The following is a 20,001-nucleotide window of genomic DNA, read 5'->3' on the forward strand; positions in this document are numbered from 1 at the left end:
TAAATGGCCATCGAGCGCCCCATTCTGCTGGTCGAGGACAATCCCGACGACGAGGCGCTCACGCTGCGCGCATTCAGCAAGAACAGGATCGTCAATCCGGTAGTGGTGGCGCGCGACGGGGTAGAGGCGATCGACTATCTGTTCGCCACCGGCAGCCATGCCGGGCGCGACGTTTCGGTGATGCCGGCGGTGATCCTGCTGGACCTGAAGCTGCCCCGCATCGACGGTCTGGAGGTGCTGCGCCGCATCCGCGCGGACGAGCGCACGGCGCTGCTGCCGGTGGTGGTGCTGACCACCTCGCGGGAAATCCAGGACATCCGCGAGGCCTACCGGCTGGGAGCCAACAGCTACATCCGCAAGCCGGTGGATTTCGAGCGCTTCATCCAGACCGTGAGCCAGTTGGGCGTGTATTGGCTGTCCCTCAACGAGGCGGCCGACGCCCCGGGGAACAACCACTACTGAGCGTCGCCGAGCAGCCGCTCGATGTCCGCAGCGATGTCCGCCGGCGGGGTGTTTGGCGCGTAGCGCTGTACCACCTTGCCGGCGCGGTCCGCCAGGAACTTGGTGAAATTCCACTTGATGGCCTGCGTACCCAGCACGCCCCGCGCGGCCTCGCGCAGATGGACGTACAGCGGATGGGCCTCGGGGCCGTTGACCTCGATCTTCTCGCTCAACGGAAAGCTCACCGCGTAGCGGCCGCGCGTGAAGTCGGCGATGGCGCAGGCGTCGCCCGGCTCCTGCCCGCCGAACTGGTTGCACGGGCAGCCGAGCACCGAGAATCCGCGCGCCCCGTAGCGTTCGTGCAGGGCCTGGAGCCCTTCGTACTGGGGGGTGAAGCCGCATTCGCTGGCGACGTTGACGATCAGCAGCACCTGGCCGCGAAAATCCGCGAGCGGCAGCGGTGCACCGTCCAGGCGGCGCAGTTCGAAATCGTAGACCGTGGCGGCGGACATCTCAGTGCACCTCGTCGATCCACGCCTGCTGGATCGCCTCCAGGATGCGCTCGCCGCAATGCTTGGGGTCGTCGTCGAACTCGGGCAGGTCGATCACCCAGCGCATCAGGTCCACGAAGTTGATCTTCAGCGGGTCCACGTCCGGGTGGGCGTCGGCGAGCTGGAGCGCGATCTCTTCCACTTCGGTCCACTTCATCAGTGCTTGCCCTCCCGGGCCATGTTGATGGTGTAGCGCGGAATCTCGATCACCAGCGGCGTGTCGCCGACGATGGCCTGGCAGGACAGGCGCGACTGCGGCTCCAGGCCCCAGGCCTTGTCGAGCAGGTCTTCTTCCTCTTCCTCGGCCTCGCCGAGCGAATCGTAGCCTTCGCGCACGATCACGTGGCAGGTCGTGCATGCACAGGATTTCTCGCACGCGTGCTCGATCTCGATGCCGTTGGCGAGCAGGTTGTCGCAGATCGAGTCGCCCGGCTTGGCCTCGATCACCGCCCCGTCCGGGCACAGTTCCACGTGGGGCAGCACGATGATCCGGGTCATGGTTCGCTCTGGTTCACAGTTCAATTTCATCCAGCTTGTGCCCGGTCAGCGCGCTGCGCACGCTGCGGTCCATGCGCCGGGCGGCGAATTCGTCGGTGGCACGCGCCAGGGCGTCGATGCACTGCTTGATGCGGCGGTGGTCGGTGCCGTCGCAGGCCTCGCGCAGCGCCGCAAAGGCCTGGTCGATGGCCGTGCGCTCGCTCTCGTCCAGCAGGTCGCCGTCCTGCGCCAAGGCGTACTCGGTGGCTTCCATGAGCCGGTCGGCTTCCACCTGCTGCTCGCGCAGCGCGCGCGCCAGCATGTCGTCGCCGGCGTGGTCCACGCCCTCGCGCAGCATGCCGGCGATCTCGTCGTCGGTGAGCCCGTAGGACGGCTTGACCAGCACGCTGGCCTCCACGCCGGAGGACATCTCCCGCGCCGATACCGACAGCAGGCCATCGGCGTCCACCTGGAAGGTCACCCGGATGCGCGCCGCGCCCGCCACCATGGGCGGGATGCCGCGCAGCTCGAAGCGCGCCAGCGAGCGGCAGTCGCTCACCAGTTCGCGCTCGCCCTGCACCACGTGGAAGGCCATCGCGGTCTGGCCATCCTTGAAGGTCGTGAATTCCTGAGCGCGGGCGATGGGCAGCGTGGAATTGCGCGGGATGATCTTCTCGGTGAGCCCGCCCATGGTCTCTAGGCCCAGCGAGAGCGGAATCACGTCCAGCAGCAGCCAGTCGTCCTCGTCCTTGCGATTGCCGGCCAGCACATTGGCCTGGATCGCGGCGCCCAGCGCCACCACCTTGTCCGGGTCCAGGTTGGTGAGGGGTTCCTGGCCGAAGAACTCGGCCACGGAGCGCTGGATCTGCGGCATGCGGGTGGCGCCGCCCACCATCACCACGCCTTTGACGTCCTCGGGCGCGAGCCCCGCGTCGCGCAGCGCCTTGCGCATGGGCGCCAGCGTCTTCTTCACCAGGTGCGCGGTCATGTCCTCGAACTGCCGGCGGCTGACGGCGAGATTCACCTCCTCGCCGCTGGCGAGCGACACCCGGATCGGCGCCTCGTCGCTGCCGGTGAGCAGTTCCTTGACCTCCCGCGCCTTCATCTGCAGGCGGCGGGCGTCCTCGGAGGACGGCGGTTCGATGTGCGACTGGTCCAGTATCCAGCAGAACAGCCGGTGGTCGAAATCGTCGCCGCCCAGGGCCGCGTCGCCGTTGGTGGACAGCACCTCGAACACGCCGCGGGAGAGCTTGAGGATGGACAGGTCGAAGGTGCCGCCGCCCAGGTCGTAGACCGCGTAGATGCCCTCGGAGGCGTTGTCCAGGCCGTAAGCCACCGCGGCCGCGGTGGGTTCGTTGAGCAGGCGCAGCACGTTCAGCCCGGCCAGCGTGGCCGCGTCCTTGGTGGCCTGGCGCTGGGCGTCGTCGAAATAGGCCGGCACGGTGATCACCACGCCGGTCAGTTCGCCGCCCAGCGCGGCTTCGGCGCGCGCGCGCAGCACCTTGAGAATCTCCGCCGAGACTTCCACCGGGCTCTTGATGCCCTGCACGGTGCGCAGGCGCACCATGCCCGGCGCGTCCACGAAATCGTAGGGGCTGGATTCCACGTGGGTGACGTCCTTCAGCCCGCGCCCCATGAAGCGCTTGACCGAGACGATGGTATTGCGCGGGTCCACGGCCTGGGCGGCCATCGCCCCTCGGCCGACCTCCACCGTGCCGTCGGCCTTGTAATGCACCACCGACGGCAGCATGGCGCGCCCCTCCTCGTCGGCCAGGCACACCGCGATGCCGTTGCGCACGGTGGCGACCAGCGAGTTGGTGGTCCCCAGGTCTATGCCCGCGGCCAGGCGATGCCGGTGCGGCTCGGTGGACATGCCGGGTTCGGCGATTTGCAGCAGGGCCATCAGCTTTCCAGCGCCTCGAGGGCGTCGTCGATTTGGTGTTGAAGTTTTTCCAGGAACATCAAGCGGCGCACGGTCTCCGCGGCGGCTTCCAGGTCTTGGCGTTCGTCGAAGGCCTCGTGCAGCGTGGCGAGCATCTCGCGGCCGTGCTGGCGCAGGCGCTGGTGCAGGTGTTCGAGTTCTTCCACCTCGCCGGCCGTGCGCGCCTCATCCACCGCCTCGCGCCACTCCATCTGTTCCATCAGGAACTCCGGCGACATGGCGGTGTTGGTCTCCAGCGCCGGGTCGATGCCGGCCAACTCCAGCAGATACATGGCGCGGCCGAGGGGCTTCCTGAGCGTGCGGAAGCCTTCATTCACGCGCGTTGCCCACTGCATGGCGCGGCGCTTGTCGGCATCCGGGAAATGGGCGTAGCGGTCCGGGTGAACCTCGCCCTGCAGGTCGTGGAAGGCCGTTTCCAGCGCCCCCTCGTCCAGTTCGAAGCGGCGCGGCAGGCCGAACAGCGCGAAGAAATCCTGCTGCAGGTCGATGCTCATGGCGAGTCCGGTTCCCCCCGTAGCCGACTCAGACGTTGAAGCTCTCGCCGCAGCCGCAGGAGTCCTTGACGTTCGGATTGTTGAACTTGAAGCCCTCGTTGAGCCCCTCGCGCACGAAGTCGAGCTCGGTGCCGTCGATGTAGGGCAGGCTCTTCGGGTCCACGATCACCTTGACGCCGTGGCTCTCGAACACCACATCCTCGTCCTCGGTGGCGTCCACGAACTCCAGCTTGTAGGCCATGCCCGAGCAGCCGGAGGTGCGCACCCCCAGGCGGATGCCGTAGCCCTTGCCGCGCCTGGCGATGAAGTTGGCAACGTGTTTGGCGGCGCTTTCGCTCAACGTGACGGCCATGGGGGCTTTCCTCCGCTCAGAGTTCGTGCTTCTTCTTGTAGTCGGCCACTGCCGCCTTGATGGCGTCCTCCGCGAGGATGGAGCAGTGGATCTTGACCGGCGGCAGCGCCAGTTCCTCGGCGATCTGGGTGTTCTTGATCTCCAGCGCCTGGTCGATGGTCTTGCCCTTCACCCATTCGGTGACCAGCGAGCTGGAGGCGATCGCCGAACCGCAGCCGTAGGTCTTGAATCTGGCGTCCTCGATGACGCCATCCCTGCCGACCTTGATCTGCAGCTTCATCACGTCGCCACAGGCGGGCGCACCCACCATGCCGGTGGCCACGCCTTCCTCGTCCTTGGCGAACGAGCCGACGTTGCGCGGGTTTTCGTAGTGGTCCAGGACCTTTTCGCTATATGACATTTTCCTTGCTCCTGTTTCCTTGCACCCAGTGCGCGGCCCTCAGTGGGCAGCCCACTGCACGGTGTCCAGATCGACGCCTTCCTGCACCATTTCCCACAGCGGGGAGAGCTCGCGCAACTTGCCGATCTTCTGGTGCAGCAGGGCGACTGTGTAGTCGATTTCCTCTTCGGTGGTGAAGCGGCCGATGGTGAAGCGGATCGAGCTGTGCGCCAGTTCGTCGTTGCGTCCCAGCGCGCGCAGCACGTAGGACGGCTCCAGACTGGCCGAGGTGCAGGCCGAGCCGCTGGAAACGGCCACTTCCTTGACCGCCATGATCAGCGACTCGCCCTCCACGTAGGCGAAGGAAATGTTCAGGTTGTGCGGCACGCGGTGTTCCAGGTCGCCATTGACGTAGGTGGCGTCGATGTCGGAAAGCCCCTTCAGCAGCTTGTCGCGCAGCCCGCGGATGCGGGTGTTCTCCTCGGCCATCTCCTCGCGGGCGATGCGGAAGGCTTCGCCCATGCCCACGATCTGGTGGGTGGGCAGCGTGCCGGAGCGCAGGCCGCGTTCGTGGCCGCCGCCGTGCATCTGCGCTTCCAGGCGCACGCGGGGCTTCCTGCGCACGTAAAGGGCGCCGATGCCCTTGGGGCCATACATCTTGTGGGCGGAGAAGGACATCAGGTCCACCTTGAGGGTGGCAAGGTCGATGTCCACCTTGCCGGTGGCCTGGGCCGCATCCACGTGGAAGACGATGCCCTTCTCGCGGCAGATCTCGCCGATCTCGGCGATGGGCTGGATCACGCCGATCTCGTTGTTCACGAACATTACCGACACCAGGATGGTGTCCGGGCGGATCGCGGCCTTGAAGGCTTCCAGGTCGATCAGGCCGTCTTCCCGCACGTCCAGGTAGGTGGCCTCGAAACCCTGGCGCTCCAGCTCGCGCACCGTGTCGAGCACGGCCTTGTGCTCGGTCTTGACGGTGATGATGTGCTTGCCCTTGCCCTTGTAGAACTGGGCCGCGCCCTTGATCGCCAGGTTGTCCGATTCGGTGGCGCCGGAGGTCCAGATGATCTCCTTGGGGTCCGCGTTGACCAGCGCGGCGACCTGCTCGCGCGCCTCCTCCACGGCCTTTTCGGCGTCCCAGCCGTAGGCGTGCGAGCGGCTGGCGGGATTGCCGAAATGCTCGGTGAGCCACGGAATCATCTTCGCGGCCACACGCGGGTCCACCGGCGTGGTTGCCGAATAGTCGAGGTAGATGGGGAACTTGAGCATCGCGTTTCTCCGCAGGTCTTGCTTGTGTCTGTGTATCAATCTAGACCGCCATCGCGGTCAGGTTCTTCAGTTCGTCGGCCAGCCGGCCGAAGGTGGTGAGAAAGCGCGCCACGTCGTCCGTGCCGTTGTCGCGCCCGAGGCTGACGCGCACTGCGCCGCGCGCGGTCTGCGCGGGCACGCCCATCGCCAGCAGCGTGCGGGAAGGCTCCGGGTTGGCGCTGGAGCAGGCCGAGCCGCTGGCGCAGGCGAAACCCGCCCGGTCCAGCTTGGCCACCAGGGTTTCCCCGTCGATGCCGTCGGCGGCGAAGAATACGGTGTTCGGCAACCGCGGGGCAGCCGCGGAAAATACGGTGGCGCCGAAAGCCGCGAGTCCCCGTTCGAGTTCCCCGCGCAGCGTGGTCAGGCGCTGCGCCTCGGCCTCGCGCCGGGCCGCTGCCCGTTCGCAGGCGATACCAAAGCCGACGATGGCGGCGACGTTCTCGGTGCCCGAGCGCAGGCCGCGCTCCTGGCCGCCGCCGGCGATCAGCGGGGCGAGTTCCACCCGCTTGTCCAGCACCAGCGCACCGGCCCCCAGCGGGCCGCCAATCTTGTGCGCCGACACGGTCAGCGCCTGCACGCCGAGGGCGCGAAAATCCATTTCCACCTTGCCCAGCGCCTGCACGGCATCCGTGTGCAGACAGGCGCCTGCGGCACGCGCCTCCCGCGCCAGCGCGGCCACGTCCTGCAGCACGCCGGTCTCGTTGTTGGCGAGCATCACCGAGATCAGCGCCGGCCGCTCCGCGAGGACCGCCTGCCAGTCGCCGGCATCGATCCGTCCCTGGCCGTCCACCGCGATCTCGCGCCCGGTCCAGCCCTGGCGGCGCAGTTGCAATGCCGGTTCGCGCACACAGGGATGCTCAATGGCGCTCACCGCCACCACGCCCGGCTTCATCGTCGCCGCGGCACCCTTGATGAAGAGGTTGTTCGCTTCCGAGCCGCCGCTGGTGAACACTACCTCGGTGTAGTCCGCACCGACGGCCGCGGCTACGCGCGCACGGGCCTCGTCGATCGCCGCCCTCGCCTGCCGGCCGTATTCGTGGCGGCTGGAGGCATTGCCGAAACGCCCGTCCAGCCACGGCAGCATGGCCTCGCGCACCACCGGGTCGAGGGGTGTGGTGGCGTTCCAGTCGAGGTAGGTGGGGGCGAACATGCGGGCGGACCTCAGGCGGACACCGCCTCGCGCAGGGCAACCATGGCACGACGGCGCACGTCGACGATGACGTTGAGGTCCGGCTCCGGCGCCACCTCGCGGTGCACCAGCGCGGCCAGCGTCACCGATGCCAGGTACTGGTACATGCGCTTGTTGAGGTTGGTCCACAGGTCGTGGGTCAGACAGACGTGCTCGTCCTGACAGTTCTGCCGGCCGCCGCACTGGGTGGCGTCGAGCGGTTCGTCGACGGCGACGATGATGTCGGCCACGGTGATGTCCTTCATGTCGCGCGCCAGACGATAACCGCCGCCGGGACCGCGCACGCTGCTGACCAGCTTGTAGCGGCGCAGCTTGCCGAACAACTGTTCGAGGTAGGAGAGCGAGATGCTCTGCCGCTCGGCAATGCCTGCCAGGGTTACCGGGCCGTCGGTCTGGCGCGAGGCCAGATCGATCATCGCCGTCACGGCAAATCGTCCCTTGGTGGTCAGTCTCATGATGGCTCCTCGCAAAGTCGGCGAAAGCGTCCGGATCACGAGCTCTGCGGCCAATACCCGAACGTTTCGCTCAACTATACGGTTTCCGACAAAAACGGTCAACTAATCGACCATCTTCGACAGATGGTCGGGATCGAACTCGTCCGCCGCGGCAAGCTCCCCGTCGAGCGGGATGCCCGCCGCCTCCAGGCGTTCCACCAGCACCTGCAGGCGGCGGTCGGTCTCCACCGCGTGGTCGAGCAGGCCGTGCAGCGCCTTGGACAGCGGGTCGTCCATGTCGCGGGTGACGCCGTAGGCCGAGAATCCCATCTGTTCCGCCTTCTGCGCACGCGCGCTCTCCCGCTCCGCATCGAGGATGCGCGCCGGATTGCCCACCACGGTGGCGCCCGCGGGCACCGGCTTGACGACCACGGCATTGGAGCCGATTCTGGCGCCGTCACCCACCGTAAACCCGCCCAACACCTTGGCGCCAGCCCCGACCACCACGCCCTGGCCCAGGGTCGGATGGCGCTTGGTGCCGCGGTACAGGGAGGTACCGCCCAGCGTGACACCCTGGTAGATGGTGCAGTCGTCACCGACCTCCGCGGTTTCGCCGATCACCACGCCCATGCCGTGGTCGATGAACACGCGCCGGCCGATGACGGCCGCGGGGTGGATTTCGATGCCGGTGAAGAAGCGGCCGATGTGGCTGACGAAGCGTCCCAGCCAGTAGAAGCCGGCCTGCCACGCTGCATGCGCGAAACGATGGAAGATCAGCGCGTGCACGCCCGGGTAACAGGTCAGCACCTCCCACGTGGAACGGGCTGCGGGATCGCGTTCGCGAACGCTGGCCAGGTCTTCACGCAGGCGGTCGAACATGGAAGCTTTTCTCCTGATGTGGATCGGATCGTAAATTTCCGACTATTTTAATCAACTTTGCGTTCGAAACTAGTGAGCAGGCCGCGCAGGATGCTCACTTCTTCCTTTTCCAGCCGGGCACGGCCGAACAGGCGGCGCAGACGCGGCAGCAGGCGCTTCGGGTTGGCCGGATCGTGGAAGCCGCTCTGCGTGCCGGCCCGTTCCAGATGGGCAAGGAAGCCCTCCACCTCGTCGTGGGTGGCCAGCTCCGGGCGCGGGTCGGCGGGCGGCCGGGGCGCCAGCGCCGCCATGCGCAGTTCGTAGCACAGCAGTTGCACCGCGGCGCCGAGATTGAGGGAGGAGTATTCCGGGTTGGCCGGGATGCTCACGGGCATGCCGCAGATCGCCACTTCCTCGTTGGTCAGGCCGCTGGTTTCGTTGCCGAACACCAGGGCGACCTCCCCGTCTGCAGTATGGGAGAGGAGTTCCGCCGCGGCCTCCCGCGCGTGCAGGCGCGGCAGAGCCAGTTCGCGCCGGCGCGCGGTGACCGCCGCCGCCAGCGCCGTGCCGGCCAGCGCCTCCTGCAGCGTGGACACCACGTGGGCCGCGTCGAGCACGTCGATGGCCCCGGAAGCACGCGCCCAGGCTTCCCGGCTGGGATGTTCCTGCGGCGCCACCAGCCACAGCCGCGACAGGCCCATGGTCTTCATGGCCCGCGCGGCGGCGCCGATGTTGCCCGGATGGGACGTGCGGGACAGCACGATGCGGACGCGGTCGAGCGCGAGGGCGCCGTTCATATTAAAATTCAACGTTTTTCGTTTTCATTCCTGCGGAAGCCGCCCATGGGACGCTTCCCTCACGCGAGACCGACGCGCATGCACCCCACCCTGAACATCGCCGTGAAGGCCGCCCGCAAGGCGGCCAGCATCATCAACCGCGCCTCCCTGGACGTGGACCTGCTCAAGGTTCAGTCCAAGTCGCCCAATGACTTCGTCACCGAGGTCGACCGTGCGGCGGAAGCGGCCATCATCGAGGTGCTGCGCGAGGCCTACCCGGAACACGGCATTCTAGCAGAGGAGTCCGGCGAGGCCGGCGACACCGCCAACAGCGAATTCCAGTGGATCATCGACCCGCTGGACGGCACCACCAACTTCATCCACGGCTTTCCCCAGTACGCGGTCTCCATCGCCCTGGCGAAGAACGGCGTGCCCGAACACGCGGTCGTGTTCGACCCCAACCGCAACGAGCTCTTCACCGCCTCCAGGGGCCGCGGCGCCTTCCTCAACGACCGCCGCATCCGCGTCTCCAAGCGCATCCGCCTCAACGAATCCCTGATCGGCACCGGCTTCCCCTTCCGCCAGCTCGACCACGTGGATGCCTACCTGGCCATGTTCAAGGAACTCACCGGCAAGACCGCCGGCATCCGCCGCCCCGGCGCCGCCGCGCTGGACCTGGCCTGGGTGGCCTGCGGGCGCATCGACGGCTTCTGGGAACTGGGCCTGTCGCCCTGGGACATGGCCGCCGGCGTGCTGCTGATCCAGGAAGCGGGCGGTCTGGTGTCCGACCTGGCCGGCGAAGCCGACTACCTCGCCACCGGCAACGTGGTGGCCGGCACGCCCAAGATCTTCACCCAGCTCCTGCCCATCATCCAGGCCTGGCGCCCGGCCGGCGTACAGGCTTGAGACCGCGCGGATGAACGCCCCCGCCCCGGCACCGATGGACGACGCTCTGCTCCAGCACACGCCGATGATGCAGCAGTACCTGCGTCTCAAGGCGCAGTACCCGGACACGCTGCTGTTCTACCGCATGGGCGACTTCTACGAGATGTTCTTCGAAGACGCGGAGAAGGCCGCGCGCCTGCTGGACATCACGCTGACCACGCGCGGCCAGTCGGCGGGCGAACCCATCAAGATGGCCGGCGTGCCCTTCCACGCGCTGGAGCAGTATCTGGCCCGCCTGGTGAAGCTGGGCGAATCGGTGGTGATCGCCGAGCAGGTAGGTGAGCCGGGTGCGACCAAGGGGCCCATGGAGCGGGCGGTGAGCCGCATCGTCACCCCCGGCACGCTGACCGACGCGGCCCTGCTGGACGAGCGCAGCGATTCGCTGCTGATGGCGGTGAATCTGCACCGGGGCACGCTGGGGCTGGCCTGGCTCAACCTCGCCAACGGCGACCTGCGCATCCTCGAATGCCCCAGCGACGCGCTGCAAGCCCAGTTCGAGCGCCTGCGCCCGGCCGAGGTGCTGAGCCCGGACGGTCTGTCGCTGCCCCTCCTGCAGCAGCTCGCCCCCGTGCTGCGCCGGCTGGCCGACTGGCAGTTCGACGCCGAGACCGGCACGCGCCTGCTGACCGGCCATTTCGGTACCCGCGACCTGGCCGGTTTCGGCGCCGAAGGCATGCCGGTGGCTCTGGGTGCCGCCGCGGCACTCTTCGACTACGCCAAGGCCACCCAGCGCCAGAGCCTGGAACACGTCACCGGCCTGCGCGTGGAGCGCGAGACCGAATACCTGCGCCTGGACGCCGCTACCCGGCGCAACCTGGAGATCACCGAGACCCTGCGCGGCGAACCCGCCCCCACCCTGCTCTCCCTGCTGGACCACTGCGCCACCAGCATGGGCTCGCGCTGGCTGCGCCACGCCCTGCACCACCCGCTGCGCGACCGTCTCGAAGCCGCCCGCCGCCACGGCGCCATCACCGAACTGCTTGGCGAAGGGGAAGCCCGCGCGCTGACTGGCCTGCGCACCGCGCTGCGCGGCATCGCCGACGTGGACCGCATCACCGGCCGGGTGGCCCTGCGCTCCGCCCGCCCGCGTGATCTGGCCGCCCTGCGCGACAGCCTGGCGCGCCTGCCGGAACTCCACGCCGCCCTCGGTACGCCGGCCGACCCCCTGCTCGCCGAACTGCGCGCGAACCTCGACATCCCCACCGACACTCTGGATCTGCTGATCTGCGCCGTGGCCCAGGAACCCGCCGCGGTACTGCGCGACGGCGGCGTGATCGCCCCCGGTTTCGACGCCGAACTGGATGAGCTGCGCGGCATCCAGACCAACTGCGGCGAATTCCTGATGGCACTGGAAACCCGCGAGCGGGAACGCACCGGCATCGCCAACCTCAAGGTGGAATTCAACAAGGTGCACGGCTTCTACATCGAGGTCAGCCGCGCCAACGCCGATAAGGTGCCGGACGACTACCGCCGCCGCCAGACGCTGAAGAACGCCGAACGCTACATCACCCCGGAACTGAAGTCCTTCGAGGACAAGGCCCTGTCCGCCAACGAACGCGCGCTGGCGCGGGAAAAGCTGCTCTACGACGACCTCCTCGAAGCGCTCGCCGCGCGCATCCCGGCCCTGCAGCGCATCGCCCGGGCGCTCGCCCTGCTGGACGGCCTCGCCGCGCTGGCGGAAACCGCCGCGCGCTACGGCTACGTCCAGCCCCGGTTCTCCGACCAGCCCGGGCTGGAGATCGCCGCCGGACGTCATCCAGTGGTGGAGCGCCAGGTGGAGGACTTCATCGCCAACGACTGCGTGCTCGCCCCCACCCGCCGCATGCTGATGATCACCGGCCCCAACATGGGCGGCAAATCCACCTTCATGCGCCAGGTGGCGCTGATCTGCCTGCTCGCCCACGTGGGCAGCTTCGTGCCCGCCACGGCCGCCCGCATCGGCCCCATCGACGGCATCTTCACCCGCATCGGCGCCTCCGACGACCTGGCCTCCGGACGCTCCACCTTCATGGTGGAGATGACCGAGGCCTCCGCCATCCTGCACGGCGCCACCGAACACAGCCTGGTGCTGATGGACGAGATCGGCCGCGGCACCTCCACCTTCGACGGCCTCGCGCTGGCCTTCGCCATTGCCCGCCACCTGCTGGAAAAGAACCGCTGCCTGACCCTGTTCTCCACCCACTATTTCGAACTGACACGCCTGAACGCCGATTACCCGGAATGCGCCAACGTGCACCTGGACGCGGTGGAGCACGCCCATCGCATCGTCTTCCTGCACGCCCTGGAAGAAGGCCCGGCGAGCCAGAGCTACGGCATCGAGGTGGCGGCCCTGGCCGGCATCCCGGCCGCGGTGATCCGCGACGCCAAGCGCCGCCTGCGCGCGCTGGAGAACCGGGAAATCACCACCGGCCCGCAAGCCGACCTGTTCGCCGCCCTGCCGGATACCGAACCCGAACCGCCCTCCCATCCGGCACTCACCGAACTGGCCGCCACCGACCCGGACGCACTCAGCCCGCGCGAGGCCCTCGAACGCCTGTACCAGTTGAAAAGGCTGGCTTCTTGAGCACACCCATCGACATCAGCGAGGAAGCCGGGGTGCGCTACCTGCACTTCGGTTCCGAGTGGGTTCAGGGCGCCATGCGCATCCGCCGCCCCAATGCGCTGGAACTGGCCTACACCCGAGAGATGATGGCCGGCCTGCTGCTGCGGGACGCCGACGCCTGGCCGCGCACCGCGCTGGTCATCGGCCTGGGGGCGGCTTCGGTGACCAAGTTCCTCTACCACCACTGCCCGCAGGCGCGCATCCAGGTGGTGGAGATCGAACCCCGCGTGGTGGCCGCGGCCCACCAGTTCTTCCGCCTCCCGGACGAGGACGCGCGCCTGGCCATCCACGTGGGCGACGGGGCCGAGTACGTGCTGAACACCCAGCGCCGCTTCGACTACATCCTGGTGGACGGCTACGACCGCAACGCCCGCGCCGGCGTCCTGGACACCCTGCCCTTCTACCAGGCCGTGCGCGCCCGGCTCACCGACAGCGGCCTGATGGCGGTGAACCTGTTCGGCCGCTCCCGCGGCTATCGCGCCAGCCTGGAGCGCATCATCACCGCCTTCGACGACCGCGCCATCGCCTTCCCCTCCTGCGACAGCGGCAACGTGGTGGCCTTCGGCGCCGCGGGCGAAGCCGTCGAACTGCCGCTGGCCGAACTGCGGGAACGGGCGCAGGCGCTGAAGGACCGCACCGGCGTGGATCTGCTGCCCACGGTCACCCGGCTGGAACAGGCGGGCAGCCTGCCCGGCGGGCGGCTGGTGCTGTAGGAAGCTGAGGCGTGGAGCGCATCGACTGCGCCGTCATCGGTGCCGGCGTGATCGGCCTGGCTTGCGCCCGCGCGCTCGCATCGGCCGGACGCGAAGTCCTCATCCTGGAAGCCGGCGACCGTTTCGGTGGCGGCAGCTCCAGCCGCAACAGCGAAGTCATCCACGCTGGCCTCTACTACCCGACCGGTTCGCTCAAGGCCGCCCTGTGCGTGCGCGGCCGGGAGCTGCTGTACCGCTATTGCGCCGCCCGCAACCTACCCCATCGCCGCTGCGGCAAGCTGGTGGTCGCCACCGCATCCGCCCAGGAGGCCGGACTGGACCGCATCGCGCAACGCGCGGCGGCCAACGGCGTGGACGATCTCGTCCGGCTCACGGGCGCGGCGGCCTGCCGCCTGGAACCGGCGCTGCACTGCACGGCCGCCCTGCATTCGCCCTCCACCGGCATCGTCGATTCCCACGCGCTGATGCTCGCCCTGCTGGGCGACGCCGAGGCCCACGGCGCGCTGCTCGCCCTGCGCACGCCGGTGCTGGGCGGCGAATGCGGGCCGGAGGGGCTCGTGCTGCACACCGGCGGCGAGGCGCCGCTGCGGATTCACGCGAACATCGTGATCAACGCCGCTGGGCTCACCTCACCGGCGCTGGCCGCCCGCTTCGACGGCTTTCCCACCGCCCACCTGCCCCAGGCGCACTTCGCCAAGGGCAACTACTTTTCCCTGCAGGGACGCACGCCCTTCTCGCGGCTGGTCTATCCGGTGCCGGAAGCCGCCGGCCTCGGCGTGCACCTGACCCTGGACCTGCAGGGGCGTGCGCGCTTCGGCCCGGACGTGGAGTGGTTGGACCTGGCGGGGCGGGACCTGCCGCCGGATGCGCAGGATTTCGACTACCGCGTCGACCCGCGCCGCGCCGATGCCTTCCATGCCGAAATCCGCCGCTACTGGCCGGCCCTGCCCGACGACGCGCTGGCGCCGGACTATGCCGGCATCCGCCCGAAAATCTCCGGGCCGGGCGAAGCGGCGGCAGATTTCCGCATCGACGGCCCGCAAGTGCACGGTGTGCCGGGACTGGTGAATCTCTTCGGCATCGAGTCGCCCGGCCTCACCGCGTCCCTGGCCATCGCCGAACGGGTGGCTGCGCTGCTGCGCGAAGCCTGAGATCAGGCCGCCGTCGGTTCCTCCGCCGGCGGCAGCCACAGGCAGGCGCCCTTGCTGGCCTTGGCGATGTCCTGCAGCACCACCGCGTGGGCGGCGAGTTCCTCCTCGCTCGCCCGCAGCACGGCCAGCGCCGGGCGCTCACCCAGCGCGGCCTCGGCCTCCACGCTGCCCGGTGCGGGCTCTTCCAGGGCGATGATCAGACTCTCCTGGCCGCGCGTCATGGCCAGGTAGACCTCGGCCAGGATCTCCGCGTCCAGCAGCGCGCCGTGCAGCGTGCGGTGGCCGTTGTCCACCTGGTAGCGTTCGCACAGGGCGTCGAGCGAGGCCTTCTTGCCCGGGTTCTGCTCCTTGGCCATCTTCAGCGTGTCGATGACGCCGCCGCACAGGCTGTTCAGCGTGGAGCGGCCGAGCAGGGACAGTTCGTGGTTCAGGAAGCCCACGTCGAAGCTGGCATTGTGGATCACCAGTTCCGCGTCGCGCACGAAGTCCTCGAACTCGGCTGCCACGTCGGCAAAGCGCGGCTTGTCGGCGAGGAACTCCTCGGTGATGCCGTGCACCGCCACCGCCTCGGCGTCGATGCCGCGCCCCGGATTGACGTACACGTGGTAGTGCCGCCCGGTGAGGCTGCGGTTGACCATCTCCACGCAGCCGATTTCGATCACCCGGTCGCCGTTGCGCCAGTCCAGGCCGGTGGTTTCGGTATCGAGGACGATTTGTCGCATCTTGGCAATTCCTGTTCGCTTCAGTTTTCCACCGCGGCGCCGGCCTTGCGCACGGCGTCCACACCGCGCCGCGCCAGGGCGTCGGCCCGCTCGTTCTCAGGATGGCCGGCGTGGCCGCGCACCCAGATCCAATCCACCTTGTGGCGCCGCGCCGCGTCGTCCAGCGCCTGCCACAGGTCGGCGTTCTTGACCGGTTCCTTCGCGGCGGTCTTCCAGCCGCGCGCCTTCCAATTGTGGATCCACTCCGAGATCCCTTTCTGCACGTACTGGCTGTCGGTATGCACGCGCGCGTCCACCGGGCGCTTGAGGGCATTGAGCGCGCGGATCACCGCCAGCAGTTCCATGCGGTTGTTGGTGGTGTGCGGCTCGCCGCCCCACAGTTCCTTCTCGTGCGCGCCGGCGCGCAGAATGGCGCCCCATCCGCCGGGGCCCGGATTACCGCTGCAGGCCCCATCGGTAAAGATTTCCACGACTTCCATCTACTGGCTTTTCCTCGTTCCTGTGACCGACCGCCCGCGCTGGGCGATCGGTGCCATGCGTTTTGCAGTGGCGCGCTTTTCGCGCCAGTTGGGGGTGATGAGCCGCATCCCCTGTACGCGCTTGATCCCGTGCAGCATGTAAGCCGCCCCGCACACCGGCCACCAGCGCGCCCCGGCCTGGTCCATGAAGCGCCAGTGGTCGAGCCATTTCTCGCTGCCGGCCGCCGGCGCGTAACAGCCGAAGGCGGCCCCCTGCATCTCCAGACCGAGCAGCGTCAGCCAGTCCTTGATGCGGAAGGGCGACAGATACTGCCCCCGCCACGGAAAGGCGCCGCGCCGGCGCGCCAGCAGGCGGCGCGCGCCCCACAGGCTGAACGGATTGAAGCCGGCGATGATCAGGCTGCCTTCCGGCATCAGCACCCGCTCGACCTCGCGCAGCACCTGGTGGGGCGTGGGCGAGAACTCCAGCACGTGCGGCAGCACCACCAGGTCCAGGCTGCCGCTGGCAAAGGGCAGTGCCTCGCAGCGCGTGACCACCGCCACGTCACCCAGCCGGGCGGCACGAAAACGGTAGGGCATGCGGTTGGCCCGCAGGAAATCCACTTCCGGCAGGCCGAGCTGCATCGCGTTGTAGCCGAAGATGTCCGCGACCATGCGGTCGAATCCCGCCTGCTCCCATTCGAGCAGATAACGGCCTTGCGGCGTGTCCAGCCAGTCGGACAGGCTGAGGATTGACATGGGCGATTGGCGCTTCAGAATCTGCGGCATGGACATTATCCACGCGATTTCGCGCTGAAACCAGCGTGGATGCTTGATCGTAGAGGATATGCGTCTAATTCAAAGATAGAGATCTGAGACGCTACATCCCGCGTTCGTGCTGGGGCGATTCACGAGTATTAGACAGCCTACCCCAGCTGGACGCAGATCGCTAAACTGTATATCCGTACAGCCTCAGTGCCGCCATGTTCGTCCGCGTCAAATGCCTCCGCCGCGGAGGACGCCGAATCCCTGATCACGAAGCCGATCACCAGGACAACCACTTCTGTGGCGATCTGCAGACCCGCGCCAGGGCATTCGAAGTCCATCCGCCACTATCCAGTCACGGACCGCTGCGCGTGCTCTACGACGCCAGCGTCGTGGTTATCCTGTCCGGAGCTAGCGGTGGCATGCTGATCCGTGGCTACGAGGAGTGCCGCGGCGCGGCGGTACTTCAGGAGTGGGAGGTGCGCCCGCTTGCTGCGGCGATTAGTCAGGACGGGATCGCCCGGTGGGAATGGCCAGATATTCCGGCCAGCCGATAGCCGCGCGCACGCCGACGGCGCGCTAGACCCTGCATCGCGTCAGGCGCGGCCCGCCGTGGCAGATGACCACGACCAGCCCGAACAAGTCACGTTCGATCCAGAAGGTGTAGTGGCGGCCGTCGCCGCGGGTCCAGCGCTCCATGAGCTGGATCGTGGCACCGCAATACGGCTTGCCTCGCAACGCGTTCGCAACGAAACGCCTGATCGCACGCATGGGCGGCGCAACCGATGGACAATGGCACAACAAGGAGAGCTTCCATGCAGACCACCATCATCATCCCCAGCCCGCAATGCGGCCACCCCAGTCAAGCCATGGGGGCCTAGTGCGGTGGAAGTCGCGTTTTTCGGCCTGATCCTCGTGGCCTATCTCGTTGCAGTAGCGATCATCCCATGGCAGGGTCTGCAAGCCATCCTCGGTGTGACATGGGCGCTGATGGCCCTATCCGTCGTATGGTCGCTGATCTCCGGGCTCTTCCGGTAGCGATGGCGCTGTACGCACATCCAGTTATGCTGCACGGCCGCTTGCTTCTATACTTCGGAGATGAAAGCGCCAAACTTGATTCTTCGCTGCTATGCCAAGCAAGAAGACAGGCAATGGGTCGCCGTGTGCATCGACCTGTGCCTTGCCGCCCAGGCCGACACCTTTCATGCTGCGCGCCAGAAGCTCGAAGCGCAGATTCTGGAGTACGTCGAGGACGCGCTGACCATCGACAAGGCGTTTGCCGACGACCTTCTCCGCCGCAAAGCGCCCTTGCGGCAACGCTTGGAATACCTCGCCATCGTCACAATGGCGCGGCTGCATCTCCTGCGCCGCAAGCTCGGCCACGCATTCCGCACCACCCTCCCCGTCCACGTCGGTAAAGACTGCCACGCATGAGTGGGGCGCATCCGCCCCTCACATGCAAGGAAGTCAAGGCCGCGCTCAAGCGGCTTGGGTTTCATCCGCGCCCGCAGAAAGGCACTTCGCACGAGCAGTGGGTGAAGTACGACCGCGACCGCCTTGTGGGCAAAGTCACCGTCGATTGCCCAAAGCAACCGTTCTCGCACACGCTGGTCGCTTCAATGGCGAAGCAGGCCGGCGTCTCCAAGGCATCGTTCTACAAGGCCGCGAAGTCATAACCCACGCTTGACCTTGCCGCCGATCCGGGCGTAACCTGCGCGCATCCCGAGAGGGATGGAGGCGTCAGAACCTTCGAGATAGAGCGGCACCCGCACCCGAAAGCCATGCGGTTTTTTTGCGCCCGCGCCATGTAGGTCAATGGCCGGGAGGGCGACGGCCATACAACACCCGCAAGGGGAAAACCGTCCGCCTGGCTCTATCCAGGTTCTGAACCTCCCGGCCGCCCAGCCGGTGCGCGTCAGAACGCTCCGGCTGTGCTTCGAGCACTCATAGAGGAGCGTTTCTCATGACCCGCACCGCCCTTGGCGCACCCGCGCCTGAATCACCTTCCGTTTTCACAACCCACGAAGCCCGCACCATCCGCCGGGCGCTCGACATCATCGAGGAAAAGCGCCTGCGCAATGCGCCGGTGCTCTACTACTTCGAGGATTTCCAGCGCTACCTGACGCTGCGCTTCGCCGGGCTGGCCAACGAGCAGGGCCACGTCCTTTACCTGGACGTCGAACGCCGGCTGCTGGCAGCAGAAACGGAATTCTTCGGCGACCACAAACGCGTCCCGTGGGACATCCGCAGGGTGGCGCTGCGCGCCATCACCCTGGGCGCTGATAGCGTGGTATATGCCCACAACCACCCCAACGACAACCCGACCCCGTCGGAACCGGACGTGAGACACCTGACGTGGCAAGAGGGCGCGCTGAGTCCGCTCAACATCACCCTGCTCGACAGCTACGTCGTGACATCTCGCGGCATCACCAGCATCAAGGACTACCGCAAGCGGCAGCAGGAAGAAGACTTGCGCCTCCGCATGGAACAGGCGGATCGCTGGAGCGCCGAGCGCCGCGCCAAGATCGCCGCCACCAAGGCCCGCAAAGCCGCCGAACGTGCAGCACAACGCCAAGGAGAAGCAGCATGAACGCCCTGATCCCCACGGCCGGCGACGGCCTGACCATGAGCAGCATAGACCTGCTGGAAATGGTCAATGCAGCACGGAAGCAGTTTGGTGAAACCGAGGTGCGACGCAATGACTTCGTTGCTCGATGCAAAGACGAACTGGACGGGGAGTACTACGAAACTTTCGTAGTGAAGAATCCGAACGGGACGGAGTCCGAAGCTATCAAGATGACGCGGGATCAGTGCATGTACGTACTGATGCGCGAATCGAAGGCTGTGCGCCGTTCGGTGACGAATCGCTTGAAGGCTCTTGAGGCGCCCGCCATCCCGCAGACGCTCCCCGAGGCGCTGCGCCTGGCGGCCGAAGCCATCGAGCGAAACGAGCGGCTGGCGCTGGAGAACAAGGCGCAGGCCGAAGCGCTGGCCGAGGCGGCGCCGAAGGTCCAGGCGCTCGAACTCATCTCCGCCGGCAAGGACTCGCTGACGCTCACCCAGGCCGCCAAGGTGTTGGGCGTGAAGATTTCTGAGCTGACCACCCGGATGCACGCGGAAGGCTGGATTTACCGCCAGAACGGCACATGGGTCGGGTACGACTACCGCATCAAGAGCGGCGCCCTGTCCTACAAGGAAGCCAACTACACCGACGAGAAGACTGGACTGGCGTGCATCAAGCCGTACTGCCACGTCACGCCGAAGGGGTTGGTGAAGCTCGCGGTAATGTTCGGTGTCGACCTGCCGAGCGGCGAGTTCGTGCCGCCGTCTCCGTCGCCGTCTGGCCCCAGGCCGCACGCATGAAAACCCTTTCCCTCTACCGCACCCTGCGCCGCGCCTTCGGGCCGGCGCGCTCCTACCGCCTCGCCCGCCTTCTGCGCG

At 67.5% G+C, this 20,001-nt stretch carries 25 protein-coding genes; 10 read left to right on the forward strand and 15 right to left on the reverse strand.

From position 1 onward, the window contains the following. The first annotated feature begins 3 nt into the window (after positions 1-3). Positions 4-462 (forward strand): response regulator, encoded by a 459-nt coding sequence (locus tag E6O51_RS20030; protein WP_136386794.1) that lies wholly within the window; start codon positions 4-6, stop codon positions 460-462. Here E6O51_RS20030 and E6O51_RS20035 read toward each other — a convergent pair. The 12 genes from E6O51_RS20035 to E6O51_RS20090 form a co-directional block, all read right to left on the reverse strand. After that, positions 456-953 carry a glutathione peroxidase gene (locus E6O51_RS20035; protein WP_136386795.1) on the reverse strand — a complete coding sequence of 166 codons (498 nt, stop codon included), beginning with the start codon at positions 951-953 and terminating at the stop codon, positions 456-458. The two genes, E6O51_RS20030 and E6O51_RS20035, sit on opposite strands and share 7 nt — an antisense overlap. A gap of 1 nt (position 954) precedes the next feature. After that, a complete protein-coding gene (gene iscX, locus E6O51_RS20040) occupies positions 955-1,149 on the reverse strand; it encodes a Fe-S cluster assembly protein IscX (protein ID WP_136386796.1) in 195 nt (64 codons plus the stop codon). After that, positions 1,149-1,490, reverse strand: a complete 342-nt coding sequence (gene fdx, locus E6O51_RS20045; RefSeq protein WP_136386797.1) for an ISC system 2Fe-2S type ferredoxin — start codon at positions 1,488-1,490, stop codon at positions 1,149-1,151. The genes iscX and fdx overlap by 1 nt, the downstream gene beginning before the upstream one ends. Positions 1,491-1,503: 13 nt before the next feature. Then, on the reverse strand, positions 1,504-3,372 hold the full coding sequence (gene hscA, locus E6O51_RS20050; protein WP_136386798.1) for a Fe-S protein assembly chaperone HscA: 1,869 nt from the start codon (positions 3,370-3,372) through the stop codon (positions 1,504-1,506). Then, the gene (hscB, locus tag E6O51_RS20055; protein WP_136386799.1) at positions 3,372-3,905 is read right to left on the reverse strand and encodes a Fe-S protein assembly co-chaperone HscB; all 534 of its coding nucleotides are present in this window, start codon (positions 3,903-3,905) and stop codon (positions 3,372-3,374) included. Before hscB ends, hscA begins: the two co-directional genes overlap by 1 nt. Before the next feature lie 28 nt (positions 3,906-3,933). Beyond that, complete coding sequence (iscA, locus tag E6O51_RS20060) at positions 3,934-4,257, reverse strand: iron-sulfur cluster assembly protein IscA (RefSeq protein ID WP_136386800.1); 324 nt, start codon at positions 4,255-4,257, stop codon at positions 3,934-3,936. A 16-nt stretch (positions 4,258-4,273) separates the two neighbouring features. Next, on the reverse strand, positions 4,274-4,657 hold the full coding sequence (gene iscU, locus E6O51_RS20065) for a Fe-S cluster assembly scaffold IscU (RefSeq protein WP_136386801.1): 384 nt from the start codon (positions 4,655-4,657) through the stop codon (positions 4,274-4,276). 39 nt (positions 4,658-4,696) lie between these two features. After that, positions 4,697-5,908 carry an IscS subfamily cysteine desulfurase gene (locus E6O51_RS20070; RefSeq protein ID WP_136386802.1) on the reverse strand — a complete coding sequence of 404 codons (1,212 nt, stop codon included), beginning with the start codon at positions 5,906-5,908 and terminating at the stop codon, positions 4,697-4,699. A gap of 40 nt (positions 5,909-5,948) precedes the next feature. Beyond that, a complete protein-coding gene (locus tag E6O51_RS20075; RefSeq protein ID WP_136386803.1) occupies positions 5,949-7,097 on the reverse strand; it encodes a cysteine desulfurase family protein in 1,149 nt (382 codons plus the stop codon). Positions 7,098-7,108: 11 nt separating this feature from the next. Next, positions 7,109-7,591 carry a Fe-S cluster assembly transcriptional regulator IscR gene (iscR, locus tag E6O51_RS20080; RefSeq protein ID WP_136386804.1) on the reverse strand — a complete coding sequence of 161 codons (483 nt, stop codon included), beginning with the start codon at positions 7,589-7,591 and terminating at the stop codon, positions 7,109-7,111. Positions 7,592-7,693: 102 nt separating this feature from the next. After that, positions 7,694-8,449, reverse strand: a complete 756-nt coding sequence (cysE, locus tag E6O51_RS20085) for a serine O-acetyltransferase (protein ID WP_136386805.1) — start codon at positions 8,447-8,449, stop codon at positions 7,694-7,696. A gap of 47 nt (positions 8,450-8,496) precedes the next feature. Then, entirely contained in the window at positions 8,497-9,225 is a 729-nt protein-coding gene (locus tag E6O51_RS20090) for an RNA methyltransferase (protein ID WP_136386806.1), read from the reverse strand. A gap of 78 nt (positions 9,226-9,303) precedes the next feature. Between E6O51_RS20090 and E6O51_RS20095 the strand changes: the two genes are divergently transcribed. From E6O51_RS20095 to E6O51_RS20110, 4 genes are read left to right on the forward strand one after another with little or no spacing between them, the layout of a single operon-like run. Further along, on the forward strand, positions 9,304-10,110 hold the full coding sequence (locus E6O51_RS20095) for an inositol monophosphatase family protein (protein ID WP_136386807.1): 807 nt from the start codon (positions 9,304-9,306) through the stop codon (positions 10,108-10,110). Between the two features lie 10 nt (positions 10,111-10,120). Next, complete coding sequence (gene mutS / locus E6O51_RS20100) at positions 10,121-12,712, forward strand: DNA mismatch repair protein MutS (RefSeq protein ID WP_211091476.1); 2,592 nt, start codon at positions 10,121-10,123, stop codon at positions 12,710-12,712. Then, positions 12,709-13,464, forward strand: coding sequence for a fused MFS/spermidine synthase (locus tag E6O51_RS20105; RefSeq protein ID WP_136386808.1), 756 nt, complete (start codon positions 12,709-12,711; stop codon positions 13,462-13,464). The genes mutS and E6O51_RS20105 overlap by 4 nt, the downstream gene beginning before the upstream one ends. A gap of 11 nt (positions 13,465-13,475) precedes the next feature. Then, entirely contained in the window at positions 13,476-14,615 is a 1,140-nt protein-coding gene (locus tag E6O51_RS20110; RefSeq protein ID WP_136386809.1) for an NAD(P)/FAD-dependent oxidoreductase, read from the forward strand. Positions 14,616-14,617: 2 nt separating this feature from the next. Here the strand turns inward: E6O51_RS20110 and dnaQ are convergent, their stop codons facing one another. The 3 genes from dnaQ to E6O51_RS20125 are packed head-to-tail and all read right to left on the reverse strand — an operon-like array spanning position 14,618 to position 16,554. After that, positions 14,618-15,337: a DNA polymerase III subunit epsilon gene (dnaQ, locus tag E6O51_RS20115; protein ID WP_136386810.1), complete on the reverse strand. Its 720-nt coding sequence runs from the start codon at positions 15,335-15,337 to the stop codon at positions 14,618-14,620. A 20-nt stretch (positions 15,338-15,357) separates the two neighbouring features. Beyond that, positions 15,358-15,816 (reverse strand): ribonuclease HI, encoded by a 459-nt coding sequence (gene rnhA, locus E6O51_RS20120; protein ID WP_136386811.1) that lies wholly within the window; start codon positions 15,814-15,816, stop codon positions 15,358-15,360. Further along, positions 15,817-16,554 carry a class I SAM-dependent methyltransferase gene (locus E6O51_RS20125; RefSeq protein ID WP_136386867.1) on the reverse strand — a complete coding sequence of 246 codons (738 nt, stop codon included), beginning with the start codon at positions 16,552-16,554 and terminating at the stop codon, positions 15,817-15,819. Between the two features lie 224 nt (positions 16,555-16,778). On the opposite strand from E6O51_RS20125, the gene E6O51_RS20130 reads away from it, so the two are divergent. The 5 genes from E6O51_RS20130 (at position 16,779) to E6O51_RS20150 (ending at position 19,923) form a co-directional block, all read left to right on the forward strand. Continuing rightward, positions 16,779-17,117, forward strand: coding sequence for a hypothetical protein (locus E6O51_RS20130; RefSeq protein ID WP_136386812.1), 339 nt, complete (start codon positions 16,779-16,781; stop codon positions 17,115-17,117). A 604-nt stretch (positions 17,118-17,721) separates the two neighbouring features. Next, on the forward strand, positions 17,722-17,994 hold the full coding sequence (locus E6O51_RS20135) for a DUF1902 domain-containing protein (RefSeq protein ID WP_136386813.1): 273 nt from the start codon (positions 17,722-17,724) through the stop codon (positions 17,992-17,994). Next, positions 17,991-18,236 (forward strand): type II toxin-antitoxin system HicA family toxin, encoded by a 246-nt coding sequence (locus E6O51_RS20140; protein WP_136386814.1) that lies wholly within the window; start codon positions 17,991-17,993, stop codon positions 18,234-18,236. The genes E6O51_RS20135 and E6O51_RS20140 overlap by 4 nt, the downstream gene beginning before the upstream one ends. Before the next feature lie 287 nt (positions 18,237-18,523). Continuing rightward, positions 18,524-19,150, forward strand: coding sequence for a JAB domain-containing protein (locus E6O51_RS20145; protein WP_136386815.1), 627 nt, complete (start codon positions 18,524-18,526; stop codon positions 19,148-19,150). Further along, positions 19,147-19,923, forward strand: a complete 777-nt coding sequence (locus E6O51_RS20150; RefSeq protein WP_136386816.1) for a phage antirepressor KilAC domain-containing protein — start codon at positions 19,147-19,149, stop codon at positions 19,921-19,923. The genes E6O51_RS20145 and E6O51_RS20150 overlap by 4 nt, the downstream gene beginning before the upstream one ends. Positions 19,924-20,001 lie beyond the last annotated feature (78 nt).

Origin of the sequence: Pseudothauera rhizosphaerae, assembly GCF_004801305.1 — a bacterium.
GTDB classification, from domain to species: Bacteria; Pseudomonadota; Gammaproteobacteria; order Burkholderiales; family Rhodocyclaceae; genus Pseudothauera; species Pseudothauera rhizosphaerae.